The organism is Shewanella sp. SR43-4, assembly GCF_014163845.1.
Lineage (GTDB): Bacteria > Pseudomonadota > Gammaproteobacteria > Enterobacterales > Shewanellaceae > Shewanella > Shewanella vesiculosa.
Genome location: NZ_JACJEB010000006.1, coordinates 105,272 through 130,830, shown reverse-complemented (window position 1 = coordinate 130,830; position 25,559 = coordinate 105,272). Strand labels below are relative to the sequence as shown.

22 protein-coding genes and 1 pseudogene are annotated in these 25,559 nt (G+C 42.8%); 15 read left to right on the top strand and 8 right to left on the bottom strand.

What is annotated here, in order from left to right:
- Nucleotides 1–91: 91 nt before the first annotated feature.
- Nucleotides 92–637, top strand: a complete 546-nt coding sequence (locus H5123_RS08660; RefSeq protein ID WP_124017411.1) for a DUF2780 domain-containing protein — start codon at nt 92–94, stop codon at nt 635–637.
- Nucleotides 638–767: 130 nt separating this feature from the next.
- Entirely contained in the window at nt 768–1,217 is a 450-nt protein-coding gene (locus tag H5123_RS08655) for a TerB family tellurite resistance protein (protein WP_124017410.1), read from the top strand.
- An 11-nt stretch (nt 1,218–1,228) separates the two neighbouring features.
- Here the strand turns inward: H5123_RS08655 and yjeH are convergent, their stop codons facing one another.
- Nucleotides 1,229–2,512, bottom strand: coding sequence for an L-methionine/branched-chain amino acid transporter (gene yjeH / locus H5123_RS08650; protein WP_182697702.1), 1,284 nt, complete (start codon nt 2,510–2,512; stop codon nt 1,229–1,231).
- 173 nt (nt 2,513–2,685) lie between these two features.
- Between yjeH and H5123_RS08645 the strand changes: the two genes are divergently transcribed.
- A complete protein-coding gene (locus H5123_RS08645) occupies nt 2,686–3,114 on the top strand; it encodes an Lrp/AsnC family transcriptional regulator (RefSeq protein WP_124017408.1) in 429 nt (142 codons plus the stop codon).
- Between the two features lie 59 nt (nt 3,115–3,173).
- Here H5123_RS08645 and H5123_RS08640 read toward each other — a convergent pair whose 3' ends face one another.
- The gene (locus H5123_RS08640; protein ID WP_124017407.1) at nt 3,174–4,007 is read right to left on the bottom strand and encodes an HDOD domain-containing protein; all 834 of its coding nucleotides are present in this window, start codon (nt 4,005–4,007) and stop codon (nt 3,174–3,176) included.
- 223 nt (nt 4,008–4,230) lie between these two features.
- On the opposite strand from H5123_RS08640, the gene menD reads away from it, so the two are divergent.
- The 4 genes from menD to menE are packed head-to-tail and all read left to right on the top strand — an operon-like array spanning nt 4,231 to nt 9,381.
- On the top strand, nt 4,231–5,970 hold the full coding sequence (gene menD / locus H5123_RS08635) for a 2-succinyl-5-enolpyruvyl-6-hydroxy-3-cyclohexene-1-carboxylic-acid synthase (protein ID WP_182697701.1): 1,740 nt from the start codon (nt 4,231–4,233) through the stop codon (nt 5,968–5,970).
- Entirely contained in the window at nt 5,952–6,782 is an 831-nt protein-coding gene (gene menH, locus H5123_RS08630) for a 2-succinyl-6-hydroxy-2,4-cyclohexadiene-1-carboxylate synthase (protein WP_182697700.1), read from the top strand. The genes menD and menH overlap by 19 nt, the downstream gene beginning before the upstream one ends.
- A complete protein-coding gene (gene menC, locus H5123_RS08625) occupies nt 6,782–7,876 on the top strand; it encodes an o-succinylbenzoate synthase (protein ID WP_182697699.1) in 1,095 nt (364 codons plus the stop codon). The genes menH and menC overlap by 1 nt, the downstream gene beginning before the upstream one ends.
- 2 nt (nt 7,877–7,878) lie before the next feature.
- Nucleotides 7,879–9,381: an o-succinylbenzoate--CoA ligase gene (menE, locus tag H5123_RS08620; protein WP_182697698.1), complete on the top strand. Its 1,503-nt coding sequence runs from the start codon at nt 7,879–7,881 to the stop codon at nt 9,379–9,381.
- 159 nt (nt 9,382–9,540) lie between these two features.
- Here menE and rpoH read toward each other — a convergent pair whose 3' ends face one another.
- The 4 genes from rpoH to ftsY form a co-directional block, all read right to left on the bottom strand.
- Nucleotides 9,541–10,398, bottom strand: a complete 858-nt coding sequence (rpoH, locus tag H5123_RS08615) for an RNA polymerase sigma factor RpoH (RefSeq protein WP_124017402.1) — start codon at nt 10,396–10,398, stop codon at nt 9,541–9,543.
- A 263-nt stretch (nt 10,399–10,661) separates the two neighbouring features.
- Nucleotides 10,662–11,627 (bottom strand): permease-like cell division protein FtsX, encoded by a 966-nt coding sequence (gene ftsX / locus H5123_RS08610; protein ID WP_124017401.1) that lies wholly within the window; start codon nt 11,625–11,627, stop codon nt 10,662–10,664.
- Nucleotides 11,624–12,310: a cell division ATP-binding protein FtsE gene (ftsE, locus tag H5123_RS08605; RefSeq protein ID WP_182697697.1), complete on the bottom strand. Its 687-nt coding sequence runs from the start codon at nt 12,308–12,310 to the stop codon at nt 11,624–11,626. The genes ftsX and ftsE overlap by 4 nt, the downstream gene beginning before the upstream one ends.
- Before the next feature lie 3 nt (nt 12,311–12,313).
- The gene (gene ftsY / locus H5123_RS08600; RefSeq protein ID WP_182697696.1) at nt 12,314–14,026 is read right to left on the bottom strand and encodes a signal recognition particle-docking protein FtsY; all 1,713 of its coding nucleotides are present in this window, start codon (nt 14,024–14,026) and stop codon (nt 12,314–12,316) included.
- Between the two features lie 181 nt (nt 14,027–14,207).
- Here ftsY and rsmD point away from each other — a divergent pair, with 181 nt between their 5' ends.
- Together rsmD and H5123_RS08590 are read left to right on the top strand one after the other, a co-directional pair.
- Entirely contained in the window at nt 14,208–14,807 is a 600-nt protein-coding gene (rsmD, locus tag H5123_RS08595) for a 16S rRNA (guanine(966)-N(2))-methyltransferase RsmD (protein WP_182697695.1), read from the top strand.
- Between the two features lie 4 nt (nt 14,808–14,811).
- Entirely contained in the window at nt 14,812–15,111 is a 300-nt protein-coding gene (locus tag H5123_RS08590; RefSeq protein WP_182697694.1) for a DUF1145 domain-containing protein, read from the top strand.
- A gap of 80 nt (nt 15,112–15,191) precedes the next feature.
- Here H5123_RS08590 and H5123_RS08585 read toward each other — a convergent pair whose 3' ends face one another.
- Nucleotides 15,192–15,755, bottom strand: a complete 564-nt coding sequence (locus H5123_RS08585) for a NapC/NirT family cytochrome c (protein ID WP_124017396.1) — start codon at nt 15,753–15,755, stop codon at nt 15,192–15,194.
- A 530-nt stretch (nt 15,756–16,285) separates the two neighbouring features.
- On the opposite strand from H5123_RS08585, the gene H5123_RS08580 reads away from it, so the two are divergent.
- From H5123_RS08580 to H5123_RS08555, 6 genes and pseudogenes are all read left to right on the top strand, one after another.
- A complete protein-coding gene (locus H5123_RS08580; protein WP_182697693.1) occupies nt 16,286–17,032 on the top strand; it encodes a PepSY domain-containing protein in 747 nt (248 codons plus the stop codon).
- Nucleotides 17,032–17,757, top strand: a complete 726-nt coding sequence (locus tag H5123_RS08575) for a hypothetical protein (protein WP_182697692.1) — start codon at nt 17,032–17,034, stop codon at nt 17,755–17,757. The genes H5123_RS08580 and H5123_RS08575 overlap by 1 nt, the downstream gene beginning before the upstream one ends.
- Nucleotides 17,758–18,005: 248 nt before the next feature.
- Entirely contained in the window at nt 18,006–18,377 is a 372-nt protein-coding gene (locus tag H5123_RS08570; protein ID WP_182697691.1) for a hypothetical protein, read from the top strand.
- A 105-nt stretch (nt 18,378–18,482) separates the two neighbouring features.
- Nucleotides 18,483–18,702 (top strand): annotated as a pseudogene (locus tag H5123_RS08565) (heavy metal-binding domain-containing protein); the annotation flags it as partial.
- 214 nt (nt 18,703–18,916) lie between these two features.
- Nucleotides 18,917–20,431, top strand: a complete 1,515-nt coding sequence (locus tag H5123_RS08560; protein ID WP_182697690.1) for an efflux RND transporter periplasmic adaptor subunit — start codon at nt 18,917–18,919, stop codon at nt 20,429–20,431.
- 12 nt (nt 20,432–20,443) lie between these two features.
- On the top strand, nt 20,444–23,578 hold the full coding sequence (locus H5123_RS08555; protein ID WP_182697689.1) for an efflux RND transporter permease subunit: 3,135 nt from the start codon (nt 20,444–20,446) through the stop codon (nt 23,576–23,578).
- A gap of 1,249 nt (nt 23,579–24,827) precedes the next feature.
- Here H5123_RS08555 and H5123_RS08550 read toward each other — a convergent pair.
- Entirely contained in the window at nt 24,828–25,466 is a 639-nt protein-coding gene (locus H5123_RS08550) for a hypothetical protein (RefSeq protein ID WP_182697688.1), read from the bottom strand.
- Nucleotides 25,467–25,559: the final 93 nt, after the last annotated feature.

Sequence of the window (25,559 nt, the reverse complement as noted above, 5' to 3'; positions counted from 1 at the left end):
AGCAAAAATCGTGATCATCTGTCGCATTTATGTAAATCAGGCTAAAATGACCCGAAGTTTAGACATTGAATGGCATGATAGGACACTCACTATGAAATTAGCATCCGCATTACCGGTACTGGTTACCGTATTGATATTCTCGGCACCGACATCTGCAGGCTGGTTGGATAACGTGACTGAAATAACTAAAAAACCAGCAACAGAACAAGCTAAAGCCATTGCACAGCCAGCAGCATCAGAGCAATCAAGTGCATTAGTGAGCAGCGTTATGTCGCAACTTGGATTATCTCAAACTCAAGCTGAAGGCGGATTAGGATCATTGCTTAATTTGGCCCAAACCAATTTAGGTAACAATGATTTCAGTCAGCTAAGCAACAGTATCCCCAATGCTGATGGGCTAATGGCTGCAGTACCTGCGCTATCATCGGATAATGGTATGTCGGGATTATTATCAAAAGCAGGTAATTTAGGCTCTTCGTTACAAGGGAGCGCTATGGTATATGATGCTTTTGAAAAACTCGGTATATCAAAAGACTACATTGTACCTATGGTTGATATCGCTAAAAACTATCTTCAGCAAAGTGGTGGTGAAGGCACAGTGGATTTATTAATGAAAGGTCTAGGTTCAATCTTATAACCTGCTTTCAAGAGCCTAACTTGTTAACCCAAGCAACACTTGGGTTAACATAATTTAATCCCAAGCTATTCGCTTGGGATTATCATTTTTGCTAGCATCAAAATGAACAGTAATATTGGACAGCCTAATTATGATCGCAAAACTAAAGCACTTTATCCAATCCCATACTCAAGAAAGTAGCCCAGAAGACAAGGTAAAACACCTCAATCTTGCTGCAGCAACGCTGTTGCTTGAAGTTGTCTATGCAGATGAACACTTGGCATCGTCGGAAGCCGCTTTGCTACCCGCAATGCTGGTTAATACACTTCATATTAGTGCAGATGAAGCCTCTGAACTGATCAATGAAGCTAAACTCAGCCGCCATAATGCCACCTCATTATTTGAGTTTACCACTGAGATCAATAGCCAGTTTAGCGTTGAAGATAAGCAGAAACTACTGCTTGCGATGTGGAAATTAGCCTATGCCGATGGTGAATTGTCGCAATATGAAGACCAAATTATTCGCCGCACAGCTGATTTACTGTATTTAAAACACAGTGAACTGATTCAAATGCGCAATATCGCCATGGAAATACGTTAAGTCATGGCCAATTAGCCTTGGGTATTACTCATTAAATACTTACGCGTAAGATGGGCTTTTTGCCAAAACATAAATGGCGCAATCACTAACACCAATACCGTGGCGTAAATCATATTACTGCCAAGGGCAATGCCCAAACCAATACAAAACACACAACCTGCAATAACTAATGGCAAATATCGTTTACTGAGTAATTTAGCCGCTGACAACATCGCCAGTAAGTAAATAATCACAAAAACGCCATTGCTCCATGCAATTAAGTCTTCTAATTCTTGCGAGCTAAAATAGGTAACAACAATCACCACCGCCATTGAGCCCAAAATCGCAAACAAGGCTCTAAAAGGGACTCCATGTGGGTTTAACTTGTCGAAATAGCGCGGCAAAATACCTTCTTTACTAAAACTCCACAATAAACGGGCGGCACTGGCAGCATAGACATTGACCGTGGCTAAACCGCTGGCTATGCCTAAAATACCAATAATATAGGCGCCATATCCACTGAGAAAAGTGTTTGATAATAAATAATCAAATGCCGATATCATGGCTAAGCCGGCACCCTCTGTTGGCACCATGAGAAGTAAAAACGTGCAGGCTAAGTAAATAACCCCAACCAATACCGTGCCCATCATCATGGCAGGCAGCAAATCTTTATCCGGCTGACGAAAATCACTGGCCAAATGCGTCATGGCTTCGATGCCTAAAAAGCTCCAAAAACCAATGCCCATGGCTAACATCACCCCACTAAATTGCGGATGGCTACTGTGGGCAAAGTTTTCTAGCTGCCCAACATTTAAGCCACTGGCTCCAAATAATATTGCCACAACCGCAACAATCAATAGTGTCAGCATAAACTGTAACTTTGCCGACACTTGAATACCTTTAATATTGAGCAGCAGTAACACAGCAACAATCAATAACTCTGCGACTAATTGACCTAGCCCTGATATTGATATCAGTGCTTCTAAAAATTGAAAGGTCATCAAAATTGCAGCAGGTGCCCCAATGGGGATAACTAATAAAAAGATTAGTCCAATTGTTCTTCCTGCGGTTGCACCAAATGCCTTTTCAATAAAGTAAGCAGGACCAGAAGCATGAGGAAAACGACTGGCTAACAAACCAAATACTAATGCGACAGGGATAATTGCTACCGTTAAGAGTAACCATGCTAATAACGAGGCTGAACCCGCTACCTCTATGGTCATTTGCGGCAAAATAAATACCCCGGTACCTAACAAAGTGGTAGCCATTAAGCCTGCACCTTGCCAGCGGCCTATTGTTGCATTCATTTGATTCATTATTTTATTCTTACTGAAATAGGTGGCGACATTATAAGGCCAAACAGCAAAACATTCTGCGGGTTAATTGGCTCAAGTTGCTTTACTAAACCGACATAATGACGGAAAAGTGACAACTTTCCATCATAATGACAGAATAGAACGATAGTACTCAATTACTGAGATATAAATCATTGGATAAATTTGATAAAGCGATTGTAAGCGAATTACGCCTCAATGCTCGGCAGAGCATTTCGTTTATTGCCGAAAAAGTGAGTTTATCGCGCAGCGCTGTGACAGAACGAATCAAGAAGTTGGAGCAAACGGGTGTTATCCGTGGTTATCAGGTTTTACTGAGTGAGTCGCAAAAGCAAGGAGTATCAGCCTACTTTGAAATTCAGCATCGTTGCGCCCGTTGCGCTGAAGTGATTCATATTTTTACCACAATACCGGAAGTGATTACCTGCCAAGGCATCACAGGAGACATGGATTTACTGGTCTATGTACATGCTAACTCAATGCAGCGATTGCATGAAATCCGTGAATTTATCGATGCTCAGGCTGACATAGTCAAAATAAAAACTCATGTGGTATTAAGCGAGTGGATTAACAATCAAGCATAAAAAAAGCTCTGTATAAAAAAAGCTCTGTATAAACAGAGCTTAATAGTTAAGTCTCGTGACTAGGCTAATTGTTTACCTATCTCTAAACCCTTACCGCGTAATTCATCGAATCGGTCGGCTAATCCATCCATATCCATCTTGATGATACCCGCTTCATGATTGGCCTTTCCGGCTAACCAAGCAGTAAACGATTCTTCATCTCGATCATCATCCCAGTGACGAAAGACTTGGTGCGATAAATAAATCACCGAAGCAAGTTTAGATGCAGGTTTTGCCGCTAACGGATCTCGTTGATATTGAATGCCTTGTACCAATGATGGCGTAAATTTCCAGGTCTTAGCTAATAATGCCCCGACAGCAGGAGAGTCAAAGCCGAGTAATTCGGTTTCAAGTTGCTGCTTATCCCCACCCGCTTGCACTGCGAGTCGAATGTTAGCTGACATCTTAGGCTCAACGACAGCAATTAATAAATCGCCAATATTATGTAAAATTGCGCAGGTAAAGGCTTCATCTGGAGGAACACCACAGCGCTTAGCCATTTCTTGCGCATATAGCGCCTCTTCAAATGTCTCGCCCCAAAAATCAGCTAAGTCAACACCATCAACATTGGGAATGGCACCAATTACCGCAGAAGCAATAACTAAGGTTCGTAAGGTTTGCATGCCTAAGCGGATCACGGCTTCATCTATACTGCCTACTTCGCGGCTTCGCCCAAAATGGGCAGAATTAGCGAGTCTTAATACCCTTGCACTAATTAAAGGATCTTGAGCAACTTTCGCAGAAATACTTTTTACCGTGCTATTGTCATTGTTTACCGCATCTAACAGCTCACTAACCGCTTTAGGTAAACGGGGTAATTCATCGACTCGTTTTAATAATGCCGCTGATTCCATATTTATAGTGTCCTTGTTGTTATTGTTTTTAATGTCTTATTTAAATCATATTAGTAACTGTAGTACAACAAAAATAAAACAAGACCGAATATGGCTGCTGTTTGATTGAAACGTTAAGCATTTTTTTCGTCATTTTTGGATAAAAACCTGCACTAAATCTTAGATGTAACGCTAACTTAGCGTTACACTAATATTCGATTATTTATTTGTAATATGAGCCGATATGCAACAACAAACCAGCGCCGATATGAATTTGTTATGGGGTCAATTGATCTTGGAGGAACTGGCACGCTTAGGAGTTAAGCATGTCTGTATGGCACCAGGTTCTCGCTCTACTCCGTTAACATTGGCCGCTGCGAGTCAAACCTTACTGACACGCCACATTCATTTTGATGAGCGTGGATTAGGTTTTATGGCCCTCGGACTGGCAAAGGCCAGCAATGCGCCTGTCGCCATCATTACCACTTCAGGTACTGCGGTGGCAAACCTTTACCCGGCCATTGTAGAAGCATGGTTAACCCATGTGCCGTTGATTATTTTATCGGGTGACAGACCGCCTGAATTGATTGATTGCGGTGCTAATCAAGCGATTATTCAGCCCGCCATATTTGCGCAATATGCCAAGCAAGTTAATTTACCGACGCCTGATCTGGGTTATCCGGCGAGTGCATTACTGAGTACGATTGATCACGCTGTGGCCAACCAGCATCAACCAGTACACATAAATTGTATGTACCGCGAGCCTCTATACCCCGCAGAATTGGTCACATTAGCTCATGTGAAGAAAACGGCTAGTGTAACAACATCAACGTATCTTGCGCCCTTAAACCAATGGTTTGAAACCACTAAGCCACTGACTCGTTATGCTCGTCCAGCCAGTGCTGAGTTACCGTCTACCGACACCTTAATGCGCTTTGTTCATGGTAAAGGCGTAATAGTAGTAGGAACTTTAGCTCCAGAGGATAATGCTCAGCAAATCGTCGCATTAGGGCAAAAGTTGGGCTGGCCAGTATTGGTCGATGCGCAATCACAATTACGCCAGCATCCTGGGGTAATTGGTCACGTTGATCAGTTATTATTAAACGCTAAAGCCAACAAACAACTTGAACAAGCTGAGCGGATATTAGTGTTTGGTGGGCGCTTTATTTCCAAACGATTAATTCAATATATTGCCCAGCAAAATTGGCATAGCTATTGGCAAATAGGTAAGTACAGCGATCGTTTAGATCCGGCCCATCAAGCTAAAGATTTTTTCCAAGCCAGTGTTCAAGCCGTATGCCAGCTCCCTTGGCCACGCTCATCACAGGCCAACTGGGCATTAGCATTATTACCGCTAAATGAGTCGTTAGAGTCGCTGTTGAAACAACAAATAGACAATACAACCTTTGGTGAAGCGCAAGTGATACGAGCAATCGCTTTAGCGCAAACAGACCAAAATGTACTGTTTATTGGTAATAGTTTACCGATTCGCCTCTATGATATGTATGCGCCAATTGCCACTAACACACCGGCAATTTATACCAATCGTGGCGCGTCGGGTATTGATGGTTTAATTGCCACCGCTTGTGGTATTGCGGCAGATAAAAATGCACCAACCACTCTAGTTATGGGCGACTTGTCTTGCTTGCATGATTTCAATTCATTGGCACTCTTGAAGCAAATGACTCAACCATTTGTGCTGGTTATTCTCAATAACGATGGCGGCAATATCTTTAATTTATTGCCTGTTCCTAATGAAAGCCTGCGTAATGATTTTTACCGCTTAAGTCATGGTTTAGAGTTTGGCTATGGTGCCGCCATGTTTGGTTTGGCTTATCGACAAGCAGATGACATTGAATCGTTTAATCAGGCTTATCATGAAGCCTTTGAGTTTAATTGTGCGTCAGTCATTGAAGTTAATGTCAGCCCAACTCAAGCGAGCGATCAAATAACGCAAATCAACCAATGGGTGAAACAACACTAATGGTGATGATCCATCGTTTTGGCCAACCACAATTACCCGCATTACTGATGCTGCATGGTTTTTTGGGCAGCAAAGACGACTGGTCTATTTTAATGCCGCGTTTAAGCCAATATTTTCATTGTATTTGTATTGACTTACCTGGTCATGGCGAGAATATCGACACTTTAGACTCGCCGGGGTTGCACCAAGCTGCAAAGCTGATCGCCAATAAAATACATGCCATGGGTTATAGGCAGTTTCATTTACTCGGCTATTCTCTTGGGGGGCGAATTGCACTGCATATTGCCGATGACTTTGCAGATTCACTCTTAAGCTTAACCCTCGAATCTGCTCATCCTGGTTTGCAAGACTCTCAGCAGCAAGCGGCTCGATCCCAAAGCGATAACCTGTGGGCGAACAAACTCAAGTATTTACCCATAACAGACTTTCTCAGCCTGTGGTATCAGCAAGCTGTTTTTAGCGACTTGAGTAAACATCAAAAACAACAACTTATCGCTATACGGCGGATTAACGATCCCCAACGCTTGGCTAATTGCTTTATAACAACCTCACTGAGCTTGCAACAAGACTGTCGAAAGGTGCTTGAGCGCCTAAACTGCCCGTGTCATTTTATTTATGGTGTAGATGATAAAAAGTTTGCACAAGTGGCTATCGATTGGCAGGCTTCACTCGCCGATTCTGCTCAACACTTACAGCTAAAGCCATTGCATGCCGCAGGGCATAATATTCACAGCCTGCACCCTGACTTATTTACCGATACCTTACTGGCGTTATTATGCCCAGAACCGTTAACCGGTTTAAAGGAGCAATAATGTCATTACTTGACCACTTAACCATCAGCCGTTGTAGCCTGTATCAGTATCAAATTGAGCTTAACTCTTATTTACCTGTAGGTAAGCAACGAATTGATTGTCGTAAAGGCTTGGTGCTCGAGATCCAACTCAATAACCAGCAAACAGCTTGGGTTGAAATCGCGCCACTGTCAGGCTTAGACATTAATAGCCAAGTGATCAGCGGCTTTAGCCAAGAATCCCTTGCTGAGGTGCAATGGCAACTGCAGCATGTGTTAGCAAATTTAATTGATCAACCCTTGGCGATATTAAATGACATGGCCCAGCAGATGTCGCTACCATCGCTAGCATTTGCATTGAGCTTATTGGATGCAAAATTAACTCATATATTGCCTATTCGCATCGATAATCCTCATACTCAATCAGCTGTAGTTCCATTACTTTATGATGGTATGTCAATCGAGGTTATGACCCAAAAGCTCCTAACACAAGGCGACATAAACAGCGTTAAAGTTAAAGTGGCTCAAACCGACATGGCAAGCGAGATCCAATTTGTGTATCAAATACTGGCTATCGCACCGCACGTCACTTTACGTTTAGATGCCAATGCAGGCTTTAGTCTTGAACAAGCTATCGACTTTTTAGCCTGCTTACCCAAACACAAAATTGAATATATTGAAGAGCCTTGCATTAACCCTAACGATAATCGACAAATATATAGCCAATTAGGGATTAAATATGCGCTTGATGAATCACTCAACTCGCCTCAGTTTGATCTAGATGTCGCCTTACAACAACCCGGTTTAGGCGCATTAATCATCAAACCCATGTTATTGGGTTCGCTGGAGAAATTGCAAAATATGATAAGCCAAGCTCATCTTGAGGGGGTACGTTGTATATTAAGCTCAAGCTTAGAAGCGAATATGGGCATTAACGACTTACGCTTGGTAAGCCAAGCTTTAACCCCTGATGAGTCACCGGGCCTTGATACATTAAGCGCCTTTACGCAGCCCTTGCTGTTGGCTACATCAGAACTATCACCGCAACTCAATGAGCAAGTACTAGAGCCACTGATGCATATAGGCCAAGCACGTGACTCAAACAAGGTGAATTAATCATGATGTCACCTTTGCATCAAGCAGGGTTAAATTACCCGAACGCCATTGCCATTGAAGAGGCCACTTTAGACCAAGATGTGAACTCTCGGATCAACTACGCTCGCTTAAGTGGTTTAGTCCATCATGTAGGGCAACAATTACAAGCTCAAGGCGTCAAGCAAGGCGACATAGTCGCATGTTTATCCCACAATAATATTGAGATGATCTGTCTGTATTGGGCCTGCGTTGATGCTGGGTGGGTATTTTTACCTCTGTCGCCTAGATTTGCCGATATGCAGATCAATCAGCTTATTGAACGCTTTGATCTGCAATGGCTCTGGACCGATACTCCCACCAGAAAAACGCTAATAAAAATCCGCCATTGGCTCGATATTGATCTGCCTAAAATCTTACCTCAAGGCGCCAGCCACAGCGCTGAAATATCACCCCATATAGCTTCAAACATTATTCTCACCTCTGGCTCAAGTGGCCCACCAAAAGCAGCGGTCCATTGTTTAAACAACCATCTGAGCAGCGCCAGAGGGTCTGCGAGCTTCATTGCTCTTAAGGTATCTGACACTTGGTTATTATCATTGCCACTGTTTCACATTGGTGGTTTAGCCATTATTCATCGCTGCACCTTAGCCGGCGCCTGCATTGTGCTACGAAATTCCGCACAGCCACTGGCTGAGCAACTGACTGACAACCATATTACTCATGTGTCATTAGTGCCCACCCAAGCGATTCAGATACTGCAACAGCAACCTGATGCATTTGCCCATATCAGCGCCTTACTTTTAGGTGGTGGCGTCATAGAACCCGCACTTATTGAGACGCTAAAACAGCAAAATATCAATGCTTACACTAGCTATGGTATGACAGAAATGAGCTCGCAAATTACCACAGCGAAAGCGAATTTATTAGGTCATCATGGGTATCCTTTACCTTCAAGACAGCTTAGATTAAAAGATGGCGTTATTTACGTCAAAGGTGAGTGTTTATTTTTAGGCTATTTAACCGAGCAAGGGTTAACCTTACCATTAGATGATCAAGGCTGGTTTTGTACCAATGATAAGGGCCAATTAGATCCTGAAGGGCAGCTCAGTATTTTAGGGCGAGTGGATAACATGTTTATCTGTGGCGGTGAAAATATTCATCCAGAACAAATTGAAGCTGTGTTATTAAGCCATCCAAATGTCGCCCAGGCAATTGTATTTGCAGTAACCGATGCGACGTTTGGTCACTTACCTGGCGCTATTATTGATTATTGCGCAGTAGACAATAGCCATAACGTTGGGAGCAACCATAACCTCCATTGTGACCATAATAAAATGGCGATCGATATAGATGTTGTCAACTTGCAACTGAGTCAGTTAGTTGAATCAACACTGGCACGCTTCAAGCGTCCTAGGCAGTTTTTTGTCTGGCCACAAAATGTGGTTTCAAGTGGGTTAAAAGTGCCTAGAAAAAGCATTATTGCGGCAATTCAACCGCAGATAAGCGCATCAAAAACAGCGCAGTAATTCATAGCGATACCCTAAACAAAGTGGCTATCAGCCATAGCAGTTTATTAGACTCACGTTACCTGCAACAGATAATGCCGCGTAAACGACACTGCAAATTTTAGCCATAAAAAAACCTGCCGTAGCAGGTTTTAATTGAGCAACAAACAGGCTGGAGTATTACTCCATGCAAGATTTAAGCTTGTTCATAGCATTTTTTTCTAGCTGTCTAATACGTTCAGCAGACACTTGATAAGTCGATGCAAGCTCTTGCAAGGTGACTTTATTGTCATCTAACCAACGCGCACGTAATATGTGCTGACTGCGTTCATCTAAAGTTTTGATAGCTGATAATAAACGTGCTTGAGAATCAGCTTCCCAATTAGCATGTTCAACCTGATCGGCCAAATCTGAAGAATGATCTTCCAGATACAATGCTGGGGCAAAATCATGATTATCATCATCACTGTCATTGGTTAAGTCAAAAGCCGGATCTTGGGCTGCCATCCGCGACTCCATTTCGGTCACGTCAGCTTTCGATACTCCCAAATTCTCCGCGACCATAGTCACTTCAGCATCACTAAACCAACCTAAACGTTTTTTAGATTTACGAATATTAAAGAATAACTTACGCTGTGCTTTTGTGGTCGCAACTTTCACAATACGCCAGTTTTTCAACACGTATTCATGAATTTCAGCTTTAATCCAATGCACGGCAAAAGACACCAGACGCACCCCGACATCAGGGTCGAAGCGTTTAACCGCTTTCATCAAGCCGATATTACCTTCTTGAATAAGGTCAGCCTGCGGCAAACCGTATCCTGAGTAACCTTTGGCAACATGCACAACAAAACGAAGATGGGACATAATTAGTTGCTTTGCAGCATGTAGATCGCCATTTTCTTGTAAACGCTTGGCGATGTCGTACTCGGTATCCGCATCCAACATGTTAATGCTGGTCACAGACTGGATGTACGCTTCTAGACTGCTAGTGCTGTGTGGTACAGCCAGCGCCATTGATTGCGTTTGATAAGTCATTCGCTCTCCTACTACATTCAAAAATATATTTCAGCTAACTCAATACGATGAGTCGAGTCTGTTAGTTCACAACACTATCAGCTAACAACACTGTAGTTGATAAAGAAACGAGGCTCACTCGATTTAGCCGATAAACTATCAACTATATGACATCATATGTCAAATAAGGTTCAACTAGGTGAACATTTTTACCGCAAGGTAGCCACAAAGCAAGTGAACAAAGGTTCATTTATTATCAGCTGCTGATAATTATACGCCTGCTATTATGACGGTTCAATGCTACGTAAGTGCTGACGTACAGACAAATACGATCCCAACCAGCCTAAAAATGAGGCCAGTAATACCAGCTTAATCAACTCAGAAAATGTTAATGCTTGAATCGTTAACTCACTACCGTATAAACCCAATAACTCGGCTAAAGCACCATCAAGATACCACACTAACACATTAATAATCAGCCACGCCAAAATCCCGCCTATCACGCCATACCAAATCCCAGTATATAAAAATGGCCGTTGAATAAAGGCTTCTGTCGCGCCGACGAGTTTCATGACTTCAATTTCGGTTCGACGATTCATGATCGCCAAACGAATGGTGTTACCAATCACTAATACCACTGCGAGTACCAATAAAGTGGCAATCGCTAGTACGGTTTTTTCAAGTAACTTAAGCAATGCTTGCAAACGTTCTAGCCATTCAATGTCTAAACGACCAAAATCAACTTCGGATTCGCGTTCTAATTTTACCAATAACTCACGTGCGCCTGTTGGACTAGAGTATTTAAGCGAGGGCGTTACCGTAACTACAGCAGGTAATGGGTTTTCATCTAAATATGACAGCGCCTCACCAAATCCCGATAAACGCTGAAACTCTTCTAGTGCTTGCTCGCGACTAATGTAAGTGACTGATTCAACTTCACGAAAAGCTTTAATGCGCGACAACAAACTTTGAATAGATTGTTCACTGCGCCCTTTGTTAATAAATAATGAAATTTCTGCGGCACTGTTCCAAGACTGAGTGATATTTTCGGCATTTTTAACCAATACCTGCAGTGCAGCCGGTAAGCTTAAACTCACGCCCAATACAGCCATGGTCATAATAGATGATACTGGGTTGCGCCAAAGTTCGCCCATACTCGACATGCCTTGCTGTACATGACGAATAAAAAACATCACGATTCGGCCACTCAAGGGTAATTTACTTTGAGTAATACTCGGTTTTTTACTCATCCCATATTCTCCTCAGCAGCTGAACGTTCCCCACCAAGCATTCGTCCTTCACGCAGCGTAAAAGTACGGTATTTCATGCGCGCGATGAGACCTAAATCATGGGTGGCAATAAGCACGCTGGTACCTGAGTCATTAAAGGCCTCAAATAAGCGTAAAATATCCATCGATAATTTAGGGTCCAAGTTACCCGTAGGTTCATCAGCTAACAGTAAAGGAGGCTTATTAACAATAGCGCGCGCGATACCGACGCGTTGTTGCTCACCACCAGACAGCATGATCGGTAAATGTCGTTCTTTGCCATATAAACCGACCATGTCGAGAGCACCTGCGACACGCTTACGAATTTCACCATGGGTAAAGCCTTCAATCACTAACGGTAAGGCGATATTGTCAAAGACGGTTTTATCCATCAGCAAGTGATGATTTTGGAAAATCATGCCGATATTACGTCGTAAATAGGGCACATGTTTCGGCCCTACATTCGCAATATTATGCCCATTAATAGACACCTTACCTGCCGTGGCACGTTCAATCACGGTAATCAATTTGAGCAAAGTGCTTTTACCGGCACCAGAATGGCCAGTTAAAAAGGCCATTTCACCTTGTCGAAGATGAAAATTGACATCCATAAGGGCTTTTTGGCCCCCTGAATAGACTTTACTGACCTGCTCAAATTGGATCATATATTATTGGTCCGTTTTATCCTGACTAAATAATGCTTCAATAAAATCATTGGCGTTAAAGGTACGCAAATCATCAATTTGCTCACCCACACCAATATGACGGATCGGAATAGAAAATTTATCGGCAATCGCAAAAATAACCCCACCTTTGGCGGTACCATCTAACTTACTGATGGTAATGCCGGTCACACCAACCGCTTCTTTAAAGAGTTGTGCTTGGCTAATGGCATTCTGCCCGGTACTCGCATCCAAGGTTAGCATCACTTCATGGGGAGCATCAGGGTCGAGTTTTTTCATTACTCGCAATACCTTTTTTAACTCTTCCATTAAGTGGCTTTTATTCTGTAAACGCCCAGCTGTATCGGCGATCAATACGTCAACTTTACGTGCTTTAGCAGCTTGTAAGGCATCAAATATGACTGAAGCACTGTCAGCACCAGTATGTTGTGCCACTACAGGAATATTATTGCGCTGCCCCCATACTTGTAACTGCTCTACCGCTGCTGCGCGGAAAGTGTCACCCGCTGCTAACATGACAGATTTACCTTGGCTTTGATACTGTTTAGCGAGCTTACCTATGGTGGTAGTTTTGCCCACGCCGTTGACACCAATCATTAAAATTACAAACGGGCCATTAGCATTTTCGGCAACCAAAGGAACGGCTACCGGATCGAGCATTTTTTGCATTTCTTCACGCATTAAATCATAAAGTGCTTCGGCATTTTTAAGTTGTTTACGTGATGCATGTTCGGTGAGGCTTTTGATCAATTTAGTCGTCGTTTCTACGCCAACATCGGCAATCAATAATTGTTCTTCAAGTTCTTCAAATAACTCATCATCAATTTTTTTACCGCGGAAAAAGCCAATGAAACCTGAACCGATATTTTCACTGGTGCGCATCAAGCCACGCTTTAAACGGGCAAACATACCTTCTTTCTGCGGTTTAGCTTGAGGCTCATCTTGTTCATCTAACGCAATCGACTCTATTGGAGCCTGTTGTTCAACTAACTGCTCGGCGGCTAGCGCTTCAGTAGCTAAGATTTGCGCAGCAATATGCTCGGCCTCAATACGGGCTTGCTCTGCTTGCTCATGCTCAAGGCGTTGTTGCTCCGCCTGTTCTGCTGCCAGCTTTTGGGCTGCTAACACTTCTGCGGCCTGACGTTCTGCTGCAATACGAGCGGCCTCAAGACGATCAGCCTCAACACGAGCCTGCTCTGCTTGCTCATGCTCAAGCCGTTGTTGCTCCGCCTGTTCTACTGCCAGCTTTTGGGCTGCTAGCACTTCTGCAGCCTGACGTTCTGCAGCAATACGAGCTGCTTCAAGACGATCAGCCTCAACACGAGCCTGCTCTGCTTGCTCATGCTCAAGCCGTTGTTGCTCCGCCTGCTCGGTTGCCAGCTTTTGGGCTGCTAGCACTTCTGCGGCCTGACGTTCTGCAGCAATACGATCAGCCTCAATACGAGCTTGCTCAGCGCGTTCATTGTCTAGACGCTGATGCTCGAGGCGCTCATGTTCGATACGCTCAAGTTCCAGTCGCTCGGTTTCTTCTATACGGGCGGTGTCATCGGCTTGCTTGTGCAGCTCAGCATGTTGGGGTTGTTCAGTAGCCTCTATAGCAATGTCATGCTGTTTATCAACATCAAGCTGTTGTTGATCTTCACCTTCAGGGACGGGCTTATCTTTACGAAACCAGGAAAAAAAACCTTTCTTTGCCATGTTTGCTACCAGTATTTATATGCTTAAAAATTCAGTTGAAGCCGTTTGTTGCATCTCTAACCAGTAAAATGATGAATACTCACATTTAATCACAAGTTTGATATAAAATAACGACGGTTCAGATTGTGGCATAGTCTACCACTTTCTTTTTTCTTTGTTCAGGCAAAATCACGAGGATGAGATGGCTAAAAAAAATACCAGCAGCGGTCAGGTGCGGATTATTTCAGGTCAATGGCGATCTCGAAAGCTACCCATCCATGATCTTGAAGGTTTACGCCCAACAACCGATCGTGTGCGCGAGACCTTATTTAATTGGCTTGCTAACGATATTCGTGGCGCCAGAGTACTTGATTGCTTCGCTGGCAGTGGCGCATTATCCCTCGAAGCTTTATCCCGTTATGCCAGCTTTGCAACCATGATTGAACTGCAAAAAAATGCGGCTAATCAGCTAAAACAAAATCTTGCCACCCTGCAATGCCAAAATGCAGAGGTTATTAATGGCGATAGTTTACAAATACTTGCAAAAGGCACTTCAACAGGATTTGATATGGTGTTTATCGATCCGCCGTTTCGTAAAGATTTAGTAAACAACACCATTGATTTATTGATGCAACACCAATGGTTAAACCCCAATGCACAAATTTATCTCGAAACCGAATCAGAATTGACCTCATTCGATGTGCCAGCAACCTGGGTTGCCTTAAAAGAAAAAAAGGCAGGTCAAGTATGTTATCGACTGTACCAATATCAGCCGAACAATACCGAATTATCGGCCGATTAAGTCAATGCCGATATCAATAAACGATATTGTACTTATTGGTAAAACGGCTACTTTGTCGATGTGGTGTTTGGTGGCTTACGGCTGGTTTATTTTCAGCGCAGACGTTCGGCTCTTTATTAATGTATTAGCCTGTATTACCGCGGTGATGCACCTGCTACTAGTACTCATCACATTCTTAAAAAATCCCCGAAACAACAAGCCTGCGCCACATTATCGGGCGATTTTGCTTTGGGGAGTATTTGCGCTATTTGAGCACTATCATTCACAGCACTCTAGCCCGCTTATTAACAGCATCAACAAGTAATCAAACGCCGAGAAGCTGAACCATTGGTATAAAAAAACCTCGTTATTTAACGAGGTTTTTTAGTTAACAATATCGGCACATTACTTTTTAGGATAAGGATGCGCGACACCTTTATGACAATCGACACAGGTCTTTCTGTCTTCTGGTGCTTTTTTAAAGTTCATACTGTGCATTCTTACGGCCATTTTCTTCATCGTATCTGGCTGATCTTCATAAATACGAGTGTGGCAATGGCGACAGTTAGCTGAATCATTACCGCGAAAGTATTCTAATGCTAAATCAGCTTGTTCTTTACGGTTTTCATCTAACCATTCTTGCGTCATAAAGCCATCAATGGTCATTAAACCAATTAAATCTTTAGAAACAATAATTTTTTTAACTAAATAATCAAATGGGCCATGTGGTAAATGACAATCTTGACATTGCACTGTGACACCGGCTCTACCACCACCATGAGCTGACGCCATAACCTCATCTCTTAACGAATGGTCACGGTGACATGTCATACAAAAAGCATCGGTACTTGTTGCATGCAAAGTTTGTTGTGTTGTGAAATAACCTACGACACCCACTATTACACCAACCACTATAAGGGCAATAATCGAGTACTTCGCGCTTGGTTTAAATAGTGCACGCCAGTTCATTGTTCAATCTCCGTAATAGCAAAAAAGGAATTTCTAATATTTATAAGTCTAGTTTAGGATTATTCGAAATTATAAAATTGATTTTAGTCGCTATTTTGAGAATTATTTATCTAAAAAATGTCTAAAGTGCGAGCTAGGTCTCGACTTTTGCACATACATGACCGAAATAAATATCGATGACTAAATTTAGTTAACCAAGCGGTCAATAAAGATAATGCTGAACGAAAAAATGAGTTAAATGCCACCTAATTTGACTACGGCTATAAGCCTTCGCCCTTGGCTAGCGGCTGATAACACTTAAGGCAAAATATTAACCACAGCAAATTTAAGTCAATGCATTTTCTTGGATAAAGGTACGGCTATTGTCGTCCGTTGACAGCACTTGTTTAGCTTCACGATTAACATAAATTGCTGCAAACTATGAGTCACTTAACCGCTAATGCTAACTCGATGGTCATTTAAAGCCTGATTGACTCGCATAAAACGCTTTTTAACCAAACAAACAAACAAAAATAATAAGGTTAATTTAAATGCATAAAACTGCAAGAACACTCCATAAATGGCTAATGCTTTTTCTCGGACTACAGTTCGTTATTTGGTCAGTGACAGGAACATATATGGTGTTTATGCATATTGACTATATTCATGGTGATTCGCTGATCAGTAACCCCCAGACAAAAATCAACCCCGATAAGCTAGAGTATTCATTGGCAAAACTGTTACAAACTTACCCTAAAGCAGAGCAAATAAGCGTCGGTAAACTGATGCAACAAGACGTATACCGCTTTTCCATTCCAACCAAAACAGCAACTCAGCAGCTAATGCTAAATGCCCAGACAGGGGAACGTTTATCGCCACTTAATCAAACAACAGCCTTTGCATTAGCCCAATATTATTACCTTGGTAATGAGCCGATTACCGACGTGAGTTTACTGATCGATAATCCGCCTTTTGAACTTAGTGCTCGCCACTTACCTGCGTGGCGAATTAATTTCGACCACTTTTCCGCACCATCAATTTATATCTCTGCTGACAGCGGATTAGTAGTAGCAAAGCGCCATGCATTTTGGCGTTTATTCGACTGGATGTTTCGCTTTCATGTGATGGATTATGGCGATGCTGAAGAAATCGATAATCAGTTATTATTCTGGATAGCACTGCTCTCAACTTTAGCTGCCGTTAGCGGGTTAACCTTGACGTATTTCAGGGTATTACGTCGTACTAAAAACAAACGCAAGCCTATGTTGAGTAAGCGTAAACACAGTGGGGTTGCCTAATGCTTTGGATCAGAAAACTGCATAAATGGGCATCTGTCATTGTAGGGATCCAGTTACTGCTATGGTTAATCAGCGGCCTGTATTTTAATCTCATGGATCACAATAAAGCCCAAGGTCTTACCCACCTTAACGATACTCACGCTGACGTGGTAATAGAAACTCATCGTTTGCTTGAACCTAGCACTATTTTGGCCACATTTAAGCCTAGCGTGTCACTGAACCTCATGACTTTATTAGGTAAGCCTTACTACTTATTAACCCATGAAAAAGGCTTATACAATAATCTTAACCATGACTACACCTTAGTTGATGCGTATGACGGTAACCCAGTCGTAATTGATACCACAATGGCACAACAGCTGGCCAAAGCGTCCTACTCTGGAGAGGCCGAAATCAGTTCAACTCGCTTACTCACCCCACCATTAGACGACTTTCCAAAACAGCACAATGACACTTGGCAGATAAACTTTGCCGATAACATTACCACCAGCGTGTATATTGAAGCGCAGTCGGGTCGACTCGTCGGCCACAGTGATGAACATACACGTTTAGCCGATGTATTTTTTATGCTGCACTTTATGGATTACACCAATCAAGGCAGTTTTAATAACATCCCTATTATGATGTTTGCATTTATCACTTTATGGTTAACCTTCAGTGGATTAATTTGGGTGATTGATATGCTCAAGCGCAACAGGTATAGGCTCAAACTAAAAGGTAAATAATGCCGTTTTAAACCTAAGTGGACCCTAAATTAATGAAATGGAATGTGTATCACACGATAATGGTCATAAAAGCGTTATCATCATTTTCAGATTAATGAATATAATGTGTTATTACTTGAAAGATGTTTACTGAAGTAAAGGTCTGTTAAGCTAACCCCATAAAACGACTTGGTTAAGGCTAAATGAGAGCAAAGCAGTCAAACTATTGGATCATCATAATCACTTTGTTCGCACTTGTCGGACAGGGGTTGCTGACTAATGACAGTTTGATGGTGCCAATGGCCCATGCAGAAATGGCTCAAAAAATGTCCGCTAACACTGACAACACCACAACAACGATGACGATGCACGGGGCAATGAAGAATTGTCATGATATGCCAAGTGCTGTCAATAATGTGGATGAATCCATTGCTGCATCGTTACCGCAAACCAGCTGTTGTAATGGTTCAGGTGTTTGTAGTCCAGATTGTAACCACTGTTTGACTATTTCGTTTACCGCTAACCTAATTGATATGCCATTGGCGATGCTTAATATTCCGGTCTATCCTGCACCGCTTGCAATGGTTGTTAACCGTGTATCAATCGCTTTCCCTCCTGCGTTCCGCCCTCCTATCGCTTAATTCAATTGATCATTCTTGTGCGTTGAGCACAGTCAATACTATTGTTTTTTAGCGTTTATCATCATGACGATCGTCAGTATTATCATGATGAATATCGAGGTTATTATGAAAAATTTACCATTTTTTAGCGTGCTATTAAGCGCATTCGTTGGTGTCATCATCCCAGCAGCTCTCACATCACCTGTTGCTTATGGCGCAGAGCACGATCATACCCAGCATCAGTCGCAAGCCAGTCAAACCTATACTTGCCCGATGCACCCTGAAGTGATCAGCGATAAAGAGGGACGCTGTCCCATCTGCAATATGTTCCTCGTCGTCAAAGAGGAGCAAGCTGAGTCCAGCGCTGGCGACACTCATCATCCAATGGCAAACATGCAGCATCCAATGACAAACATGCAAAACGCTATCCCAGTAGAACAAAGCATAGCAAACAAGTTTAATTGATTATTCTTGTGCATTGCGTACGTTCAATATAATTGTTTTTAGTGTTTCTCATCATGACGATCGTCAGTATCGTCATGATGAATATCGAGGTTGTTATGAAGAAATTACCACTTTCTAGTGTGCTACTAGGCGCGTTTGTTGGGGTAATAATCCCTATTACTATGACATCACCTGTCGTTTATGGCGCAGAGCACGATCATGCCCAGCATCAGGTACAAGCTGGTAAAACCTATACTTGCCCGATGCACCCTGAAGTGATCAGTGATAAAGAGGGAACCTGTCCAATTTGTAATATGTTTCTCGTCGTCAAAGAGGAGGAAGAAGAATCCACAGTTGACGACACTCAGGCGCCAATGGCAAACATGCAAAGTGCTGCTTCTGTAGAAAAAAGCCAAGCAGATAAGGTGTTTAGTCAACCTGAACCCGCATTAGTCGCTAAATTAATGCCGACAGCCAATCAGAGCGATAGCACCAATGTAAAATATGTCTGTCCTATGCATCCACATGTGATATCCGATGCACCTGGAACTTGCCCTATCTGTGGTATGAACCTTGAAAAAGTGACCGTGACAGACCCAAGCCAAGAAATTGTGGTCGGTGTATCTGGCGGCATGCAGCAGGCATTAGGCATGCGAAGTCATGTCGTTGAAAGAACGAGCTTATCTCGCCAAGTTAACACCATAGGCACAGTAGAATATAACCAAAATGCGATTGGTCATGTGCATACACGCGCAACCGGATGGATAGAAACGCTAACGGTAAATAACGTGGGACAACAAATAAAAAAGGGCCAACTTTTATATGAGCTGTACTCGCCAGAACTGGTCAATGCCCAAGACGACTATTCCCAAGCACAAGACTACCTTAAACAAGATACAAAACGGGGCAGTAGTTTATTACGCAAAGCACGCAAACGCTTAGAACTACTCGGTGTTGATAGCTCTGTAATCAAGCACTTAGAAAAAACCGGTGAAACCATTTTTAAAGTACCTTTTTATGCTCCGCAAGATGGTTTTATCAGTAAATTAACCGTTCGCGATGGTATGTACATTCAGCCAGGTGATACCTTGTTTGAAATCGTTAATTTAGACAGCGTATGGGTGATTGCAGATGTGTTTGAAAACGAACAAAATTGGTTACAACAAGGTCGTAAAGTCACTGTGAGTGCCGCGGCGCAAGGACTGTTTGATATCGACTCAACCATTGACTACATCTACCCCGAATTAGACCCAGTCACCCGCGCAATGCGAGTGCGGATCAAACTGAATAATCATCACGACAAGCTTAGGCCCGGTAGCTTAGTGGATGTGACCTTATATGGTTTGCCTAAAAATAACGTGCTCACTGTGCCAACTGAGGCGCTGATTCTTACCGGACGTGAGAACCGTATTGTGGTGCAGCGCAGTGATACCAGCTTTGCTTCGGTGCCAGTCAAAATTGGTATGATGGCAGACGGTAGAGCCGAAATTTTAGAGGGACTGAATGAACATGACAAAGTGGTTATTTCAGGGCAGTTCTTATTGGACTCAGAAGCCAGTATTCAAGGCAGTTTACAGCGTTTAAGTAATGCGCCAATAAATGCCACTGCGACAGATGCTCACCAGCACTAAAGGAGCACAACAATGTTAGCAAAAATTATCAGTGCTTCAATAAAACAACGCGTTATGGTGTTGGTACTCACGGCCGTTATCGCCTTAGTGGGTTATCAAGCGATGCGCATGACACCACTCGATGCGCTTCCCGACTTATCCGATGTGCAAGTGATTGTTAAAACGTCATACCCAGGCCAAGCACCGCAATTGGTTGAAGATCAAATTACCTATCCATTGTCATCGGCCATGCTTGCCGTGCCCGGTGCTAAAACGGTGCGTGGGTTTTCAATGTTTGGCGATTCATTTGTGTACGTCATTTTTGAAGACGGCACCGACATTTATTGGGCACGTTCACGGGTATTAGAATACTTGTCTCAAACCCAAGATCAACTGCCTGCCGGCGTTACGCCAAGCATTGGGCCAGATGCTTCTGGTGTAGGTTGGATTTTTCAATACGCCTTAGTCGATCGCAACGGACAATATGATTTAGCTCAATTACGTTCATTACAAGATTGGTTTTTAAAGCTTGAATTACAAAGTGTTGCAGGAGTATCTGAAGTTGCTACCGTCGGTGGTATGGAACAAACTTATCAAGTGGTCGTCGACCCGCATAAGCTAGCTTTGTATCAAATCGACTTAATGACCATTAAAAATGCCTTAGATAATTCCAATAGCTCGACTGGCGGCTCGGTGATTGAAATGGCCGAAGCAGAATATATGATCACCTCAAGTGGTTATCGCCAGACCATTGCTGACTTTGCTGAAATTCCCTTAGGTATCTTGTCCGAAACCGGCACGCCGGTATTAATGAAAGATGTCGCGCAATTAAGAACCGGCCCGGCAGCGCGCCGTGGCATTGCAGAACTTGATGGTAAAGGCGAAGTCGTCGGCGGCATTGTCGTAATGCGCTACGGTGAAAATGCCCTTGAAACCATTAATAATGTGAAGAAAAAACTCGAGCAAATCAGTAATGGACTACCTGATGGTGTCGAGTTAGTCACCACTTATGACCGCTCAGACTTAATCTTGCGCTCAGTCGATAACCTTACTCATAAAGTACTTGAAGAAATGCTCGTAGTTGGGCTTATTTGCCTACTGTTTTTACTGCATGCCCGCTCAACCTTAGTGGCGATTATCACCTTACCTATTTCAATTTTAGTCAGCTTTATCGCCATGAATATTATTGGAGTCAATGCCAATATTATGAGCTTAGGCGGTATTGCCATTGCCATTGGTGCTGTGGTTGATGCCTCTATTGTGATGGTCGAAAATACTCATAAACATTTAGAACATTATCGTCAAAAACACGGTAAGGCTCCTGAGGGAGAAGATCACTGGCAACTGGTAAAAGAAGCCTCAATTGAGGTCGGCCCAGCACTGTTCTTCAGCTTATTGATCATTACATTAAGCTTTACTCCAGTCTTTGCCCTTGAAGCACAAGAAGGACGTTTATTCCATCCACTGGCCTTTACTAAAACCTTTGCCATGGCCGCATCTGCAATCTTAGCAATCACCTTAATTCCAGTATTAATGGGCTACTTTGTCCGCGGGAAAATCCCTGATGAGCGTAAAAACCCTATTAGTCGGGTATTGATTGCTATCTATCAGCCATTACTTAAATGGGTACTGAACTTCCCTAAAATCACCATTGGATTGGCGATTATTGTGCTATTCAGTGCTTACTACCCATTAAGCCAGATGGGATCAGAATTTATGCCCACCTTGGAAGAAGGTGATCTGCTCTATATGCCAACCACATTGCCCAGTGTCAGCGCGGGTAAAGCGGCAGAAATATTGCAGCAAACCGACCGACTAATAAAAACCGTTCCCGAAGTCAAACGGGTATTTGGCAAAGTGGGCCGCGCCATTACCGCAACGGATCCTGCACCGCTAACCATGCTCGAAACCACTATTATGCTCAAACCCACAGCAGAATGGCGTGATGGCGTAACCTTAGAAAGCATTATTGCAGAACTGCAAAAAACCGTGCGTATTCCAGGGATGACTAATGCTTGGGTGCAACCGATTAAGACTCGTATCGATATGTTATCTACTGGGGTGAGAACACCTGTTGGCATAAAGATATCGGGGTCGAATGTCGAAGAACTGCAACGTATTGGCGCTGAAATAGAAGCGGTAGTAAACCAATTACCTGGCACAGTGTCAGCATTTTCACAGCGCAGTAGCGGTGGGCGATATATTGATATTACCCCAGATCTTAAAAATGCTGCACGCTATGGCATGACCTTAAAAGATATCCAAGATGTAGTGCAAATGGCTATTGGTGGCATGACCATTGGTGAGTCAATTCAAGGCCAAGAACGCTATCCCATCAATATACGTTACCCGCGAGAGTTACGAGATAATATCGAGAAACTCAAAAACTTACCTGTGCTGACTAAAACAGGGAAATACTTACCATTAAGCTATTTAGCTGATCTCAACATCAGTGATGGTGCCCCCATGTTAGCCAGTGAAAATGGCCGCCTGATCTCATGGGTGTTTGTCGATCTCAAAGACATTTCGATTGGTGAATATATCGTTGCGGCTGAAAAGGCACTTAAGCAACAAATTACTCTGCCTCCGCGCTACAACTATAGCTTTGCGGGGCAATACGAGTACATGCAGCGGGTTGATGCTAAGATGAAAATGGTGATCCCATTAATGATTGCGGTAATTTTTATGCTGCTAATGATGACATTTAATTCGGTCATACAAGCATCGGTGATCATGTTAAGTTTGCCTTTTTCATTGGTAGGTAGTGCATGGCTACTTTATGGGCTGGATTTTAACTTTTCCGTTGCGGTATCGGTCGGTATGATTGCCCTCGCTGGGGTTGCCGCCGAGTTTGGCGTAGTAATGCAGGTATACCTTAATAATAGTATTAAGGCCTATAAACAAGCCGGCAACTACCACAGTAGAGCGGATTTAACTGCCGCCTTAGTTGAGGGTGCCGTAATGCGAATTCGCCCTAAAGCCATGACAGTCGCCACCATATTTTTTGGTTTACTGCCAATTATGTGGGGTAGCGGAACTGGCAATGAAGTCATGCAAAAAATTGCCGCACCTATGGTCGGCGGTATGGTGACTGCGCCGCTATTATCGCTATTTGTTATCCCCGCAATTTATTTGCTGATATATGGTCGCAAGTTGCCTAAGCAATAGCGGAAACGTTAACGCCAAGTAGATATAGACTACAAATATTTACAGCAGAAATATTTACGAAAAACAACAATCCCCAAGTCATCTTATGGCTTGGGGATTGTTGTATAAGCCTTGCTTTGGTGAAGTTAAATTCGGCTTAATCGATTATTAACTCAGACAACGACAATGTAAATTAGGCAGGTTTAGGCTTTAACGTAACCGGTTGAGGCCTTTTTTACCTTAGAGTAAAAGGTGTCTATGGATTTAGTTGAGCAGCACAAAGTCCTCAAGTTCAGAGTTTACTTATCCATTTCTACGCCAAGAAAACTAACTTATTTGTGGCCCATTATTGGCTGGTAGTTAAACTTTCGTCCGAATAATGCCCAACCTATTTCATATCTACTAGTTTGTTTTAAATCGTTAATTCAATGTTATTAATTACCTGCCGCAGGCTTTAGTGCAGATAATCCAGTGAGACGCCGCTGCACATCCTTGTGGGCTCAACCAAAACATCCGTGTTTTGGATACTCCCTAGCTTATCTACACCTGAATTTTATCTCTTCGATTCAACTTAATTGATGGCTATGGAAAAGTGCTATACAAGAACATGAGTTAACTTATTTCTGGACAAAAGTGGATTTAAGATAGACCTACGATCACTAACGCTTAAGATCGCAAGGTTCCACACTGCACGGGCCAAATACTTTGTCATTCCGGCAATGTTTTTGAGCCGGAATCCAGCTTTGTTTTTTATATCTTGTACTTATGGCCTTCGGCCTACTGCCGCTAACGTCGTGGCGCTTCGCCCACACCAGACCAAGTGGAAACCAACGGCTGTTCGCTCTTTACAAAACAACAGCTGCGAAAAGTCGCCATGGGGTCAGATTTAACTTTGACCTACATTTGCAGACTGCTTCGGCCCATCATGCAATAAAGAGTGAAAATACTATCGCTTCCGATGGTACATCTGATATGAATGGATTCACGAATGTCGTGATGGCAGGATGCCAAGGAACGACCTGTACCACGAAAGCTAGCGGGCTAGCTCACGCACTCTTTTATAAAAAAGACTTCAACGGCCTCAAGTTCAAAGCTGAATTTAGGCTTTTTCAATCAAGGAATCTAAATCATTTATGGACAAAAATGAGCTAGAACCAAACTCTAAAAATGACGACTAGTGTTAGGAAAAGTATGGGAATCGAATATTCGATAACGCCCAACTCAGCGGGCAATTGAAGCGCAGCGAAAATTGATCCGCTGCAGTTGCTTGTTAAACCTCGCCAACACGAAGAATACCTCTAAAGTCTTCCTCTACAGCATTGCGAGCTTGCCCCATTTCATAATTTACTTTTTCAAATAATTTTTGAAGATTCGGAGTGTCACCCTTACCCAATGATTCACCGGAGTTGATAGCAACGCGAGCTTGGCCCAGCGTCTGCGCTGCGGCCACATAAAACTCAGATACTATTTTTGCTATGTCAGCAGAAAAATATATTTTGTTCTTCTCAAAGCTTTCAACAAAAGAATCAAATTTTGGTAGTGCCAACTCATATGCTTCTTGTTTTGATGGCTTGTCCCTACCGAAGTAATCAGGTCGAATTGTGTCGTATATTGCCTCGTGTAGCTCAACTAATAGCTTGTAAACATCATCAATAATTGAGGCTCGTTTTTCGATTAGCTTTGCATGACCTAGTTGTGCTGCGTGTCTTTCAATCTGTAGTTCATGCTCAAGTGATTGAGTTTGACGTGCATGTGAAGATTCAATCTGCTTCAGTGCCGCATCAAATTGGTATTTTTCCCTCATATGAATGCGATTTTTCCATATGGCACCTAAAAAAGCTGAAAATGCAGCTAGTATCGCCGCTGCTCCCCCGACTTCTTTTAACGTGAAGCTTAAAATTTCATCCATTATCGATTACTACTCCATGAGGTTTAACAGCGTATTAACGAGAATTCCGATAAACATCCTGAGAAGCTCACCAAAACACAACATCCAAATGGC

Coding starts and splice junctions, on each gene's coding strand:
- H5123_RS08580 (WP_182697693.1), top strand. CDS start 16,286: ATGCATAAAACTGCAAGAACACTCCATAAATGGCTAATGCTTTTTCTC.
- rpoH (WP_124017402.1), bottom strand. CDS start 10,398: ATGACTTATCAAACGCAATCAATGGCGCTGGCTGTACCACACAGCACT.
- ftsE (WP_182697697.1), bottom strand. CDS start 12,310: ATGATCCAATTTGAGCAGGTCAGTAAAGTCTATTCAGGGGGCCAAAAA.
- ftsX (WP_124017401.1), bottom strand. CDS start 11,627: ATGAGTAAAAAACCGAGTATTACTCAAAGTAAATTACCCTTGAGTGGC.
- H5123_RS08550 (WP_182697688.1), bottom strand. CDS start 25,466: ATGGATGAAATTTTAAGCTTCACGTTAAAAGAAGTCGGGGGAGCAGCG.
- menE (WP_182697698.1), top strand. CDS start 7,879: ATGATGTCACCTTTGCATCAAGCAGGGTTAAATTACCCGAACGCCATT.
- H5123_RS08560 (WP_182697690.1), top strand. CDS start 18,917: ATGAAGAAATTACCACTTTCTAGTGTGCTACTAGGCGCGTTTGTTGGG.
- H5123_RS08660 (WP_124017411.1), top strand. CDS start 92: ATGAAATTAGCATCCGCATTACCGGTACTGGTTACCGTATTGATATTC.
- H5123_RS08640 (WP_124017407.1), bottom strand. CDS start 4,007: ATGGAATCAGCGGCATTATTAAAACGAGTCGATGAATTACCCCGTTTA.
- H5123_RS08590 (WP_182697694.1), top strand. CDS start 14,812: ATGCCGATATCAATAAACGATATTGTACTTATTGGTAAAACGGCTACT.
- H5123_RS08575 (WP_182697692.1), top strand. CDS start 17,032: ATGCTTTGGATCAGAAAACTGCATAAATGGGCATCTGTCATTGTAGGG.
- menH (WP_182697700.1), top strand. CDS start 5,952: ATGGGTGAAACAACACTAATGGTGATGATCCATCGTTTTGGCCAACCA.
- H5123_RS08555 (WP_182697689.1), top strand. CDS start 20,444: ATGTTAGCAAAAATTATCAGTGCTTCAATAAAACAACGCGTTATGGTG.
- H5123_RS08585 (WP_124017396.1), bottom strand. CDS start 15,755: ATGAACTGGCGTGCACTATTTAAACCAAGCGCGAAGTACTCGATTATT.
- menC (WP_182697699.1), top strand. CDS start 6,782: ATGTCATTACTTGACCACTTAACCATCAGCCGTTGTAGCCTGTATCAG.
- rsmD (WP_182697695.1), top strand. CDS start 14,208: ATGGCTAAAAAAAATACCAGCAGCGGTCAGGTGCGGATTATTTCAGGT.
- ftsY (WP_182697696.1), bottom strand. CDS start 14,026: ATGGCAAAGAAAGGTTTTTTTTCCTGGTTTCGTAAAGATAAGCCCGTC.
- H5123_RS08655 (WP_124017410.1), top strand. CDS start 768: ATGATCGCAAAACTAAAGCACTTTATCCAATCCCATACTCAAGAAAGT.
- yjeH (WP_182697702.1), bottom strand. CDS start 2,512: ATGAATCAAATGAATGCAACAATAGGCCGCTGGCAAGGTGCAGGCTTA.
- menD (WP_182697701.1), top strand. CDS start 4,231: ATGCAACAACAAACCAGCGCCGATATGAATTTGTTATGGGGTCAATTG.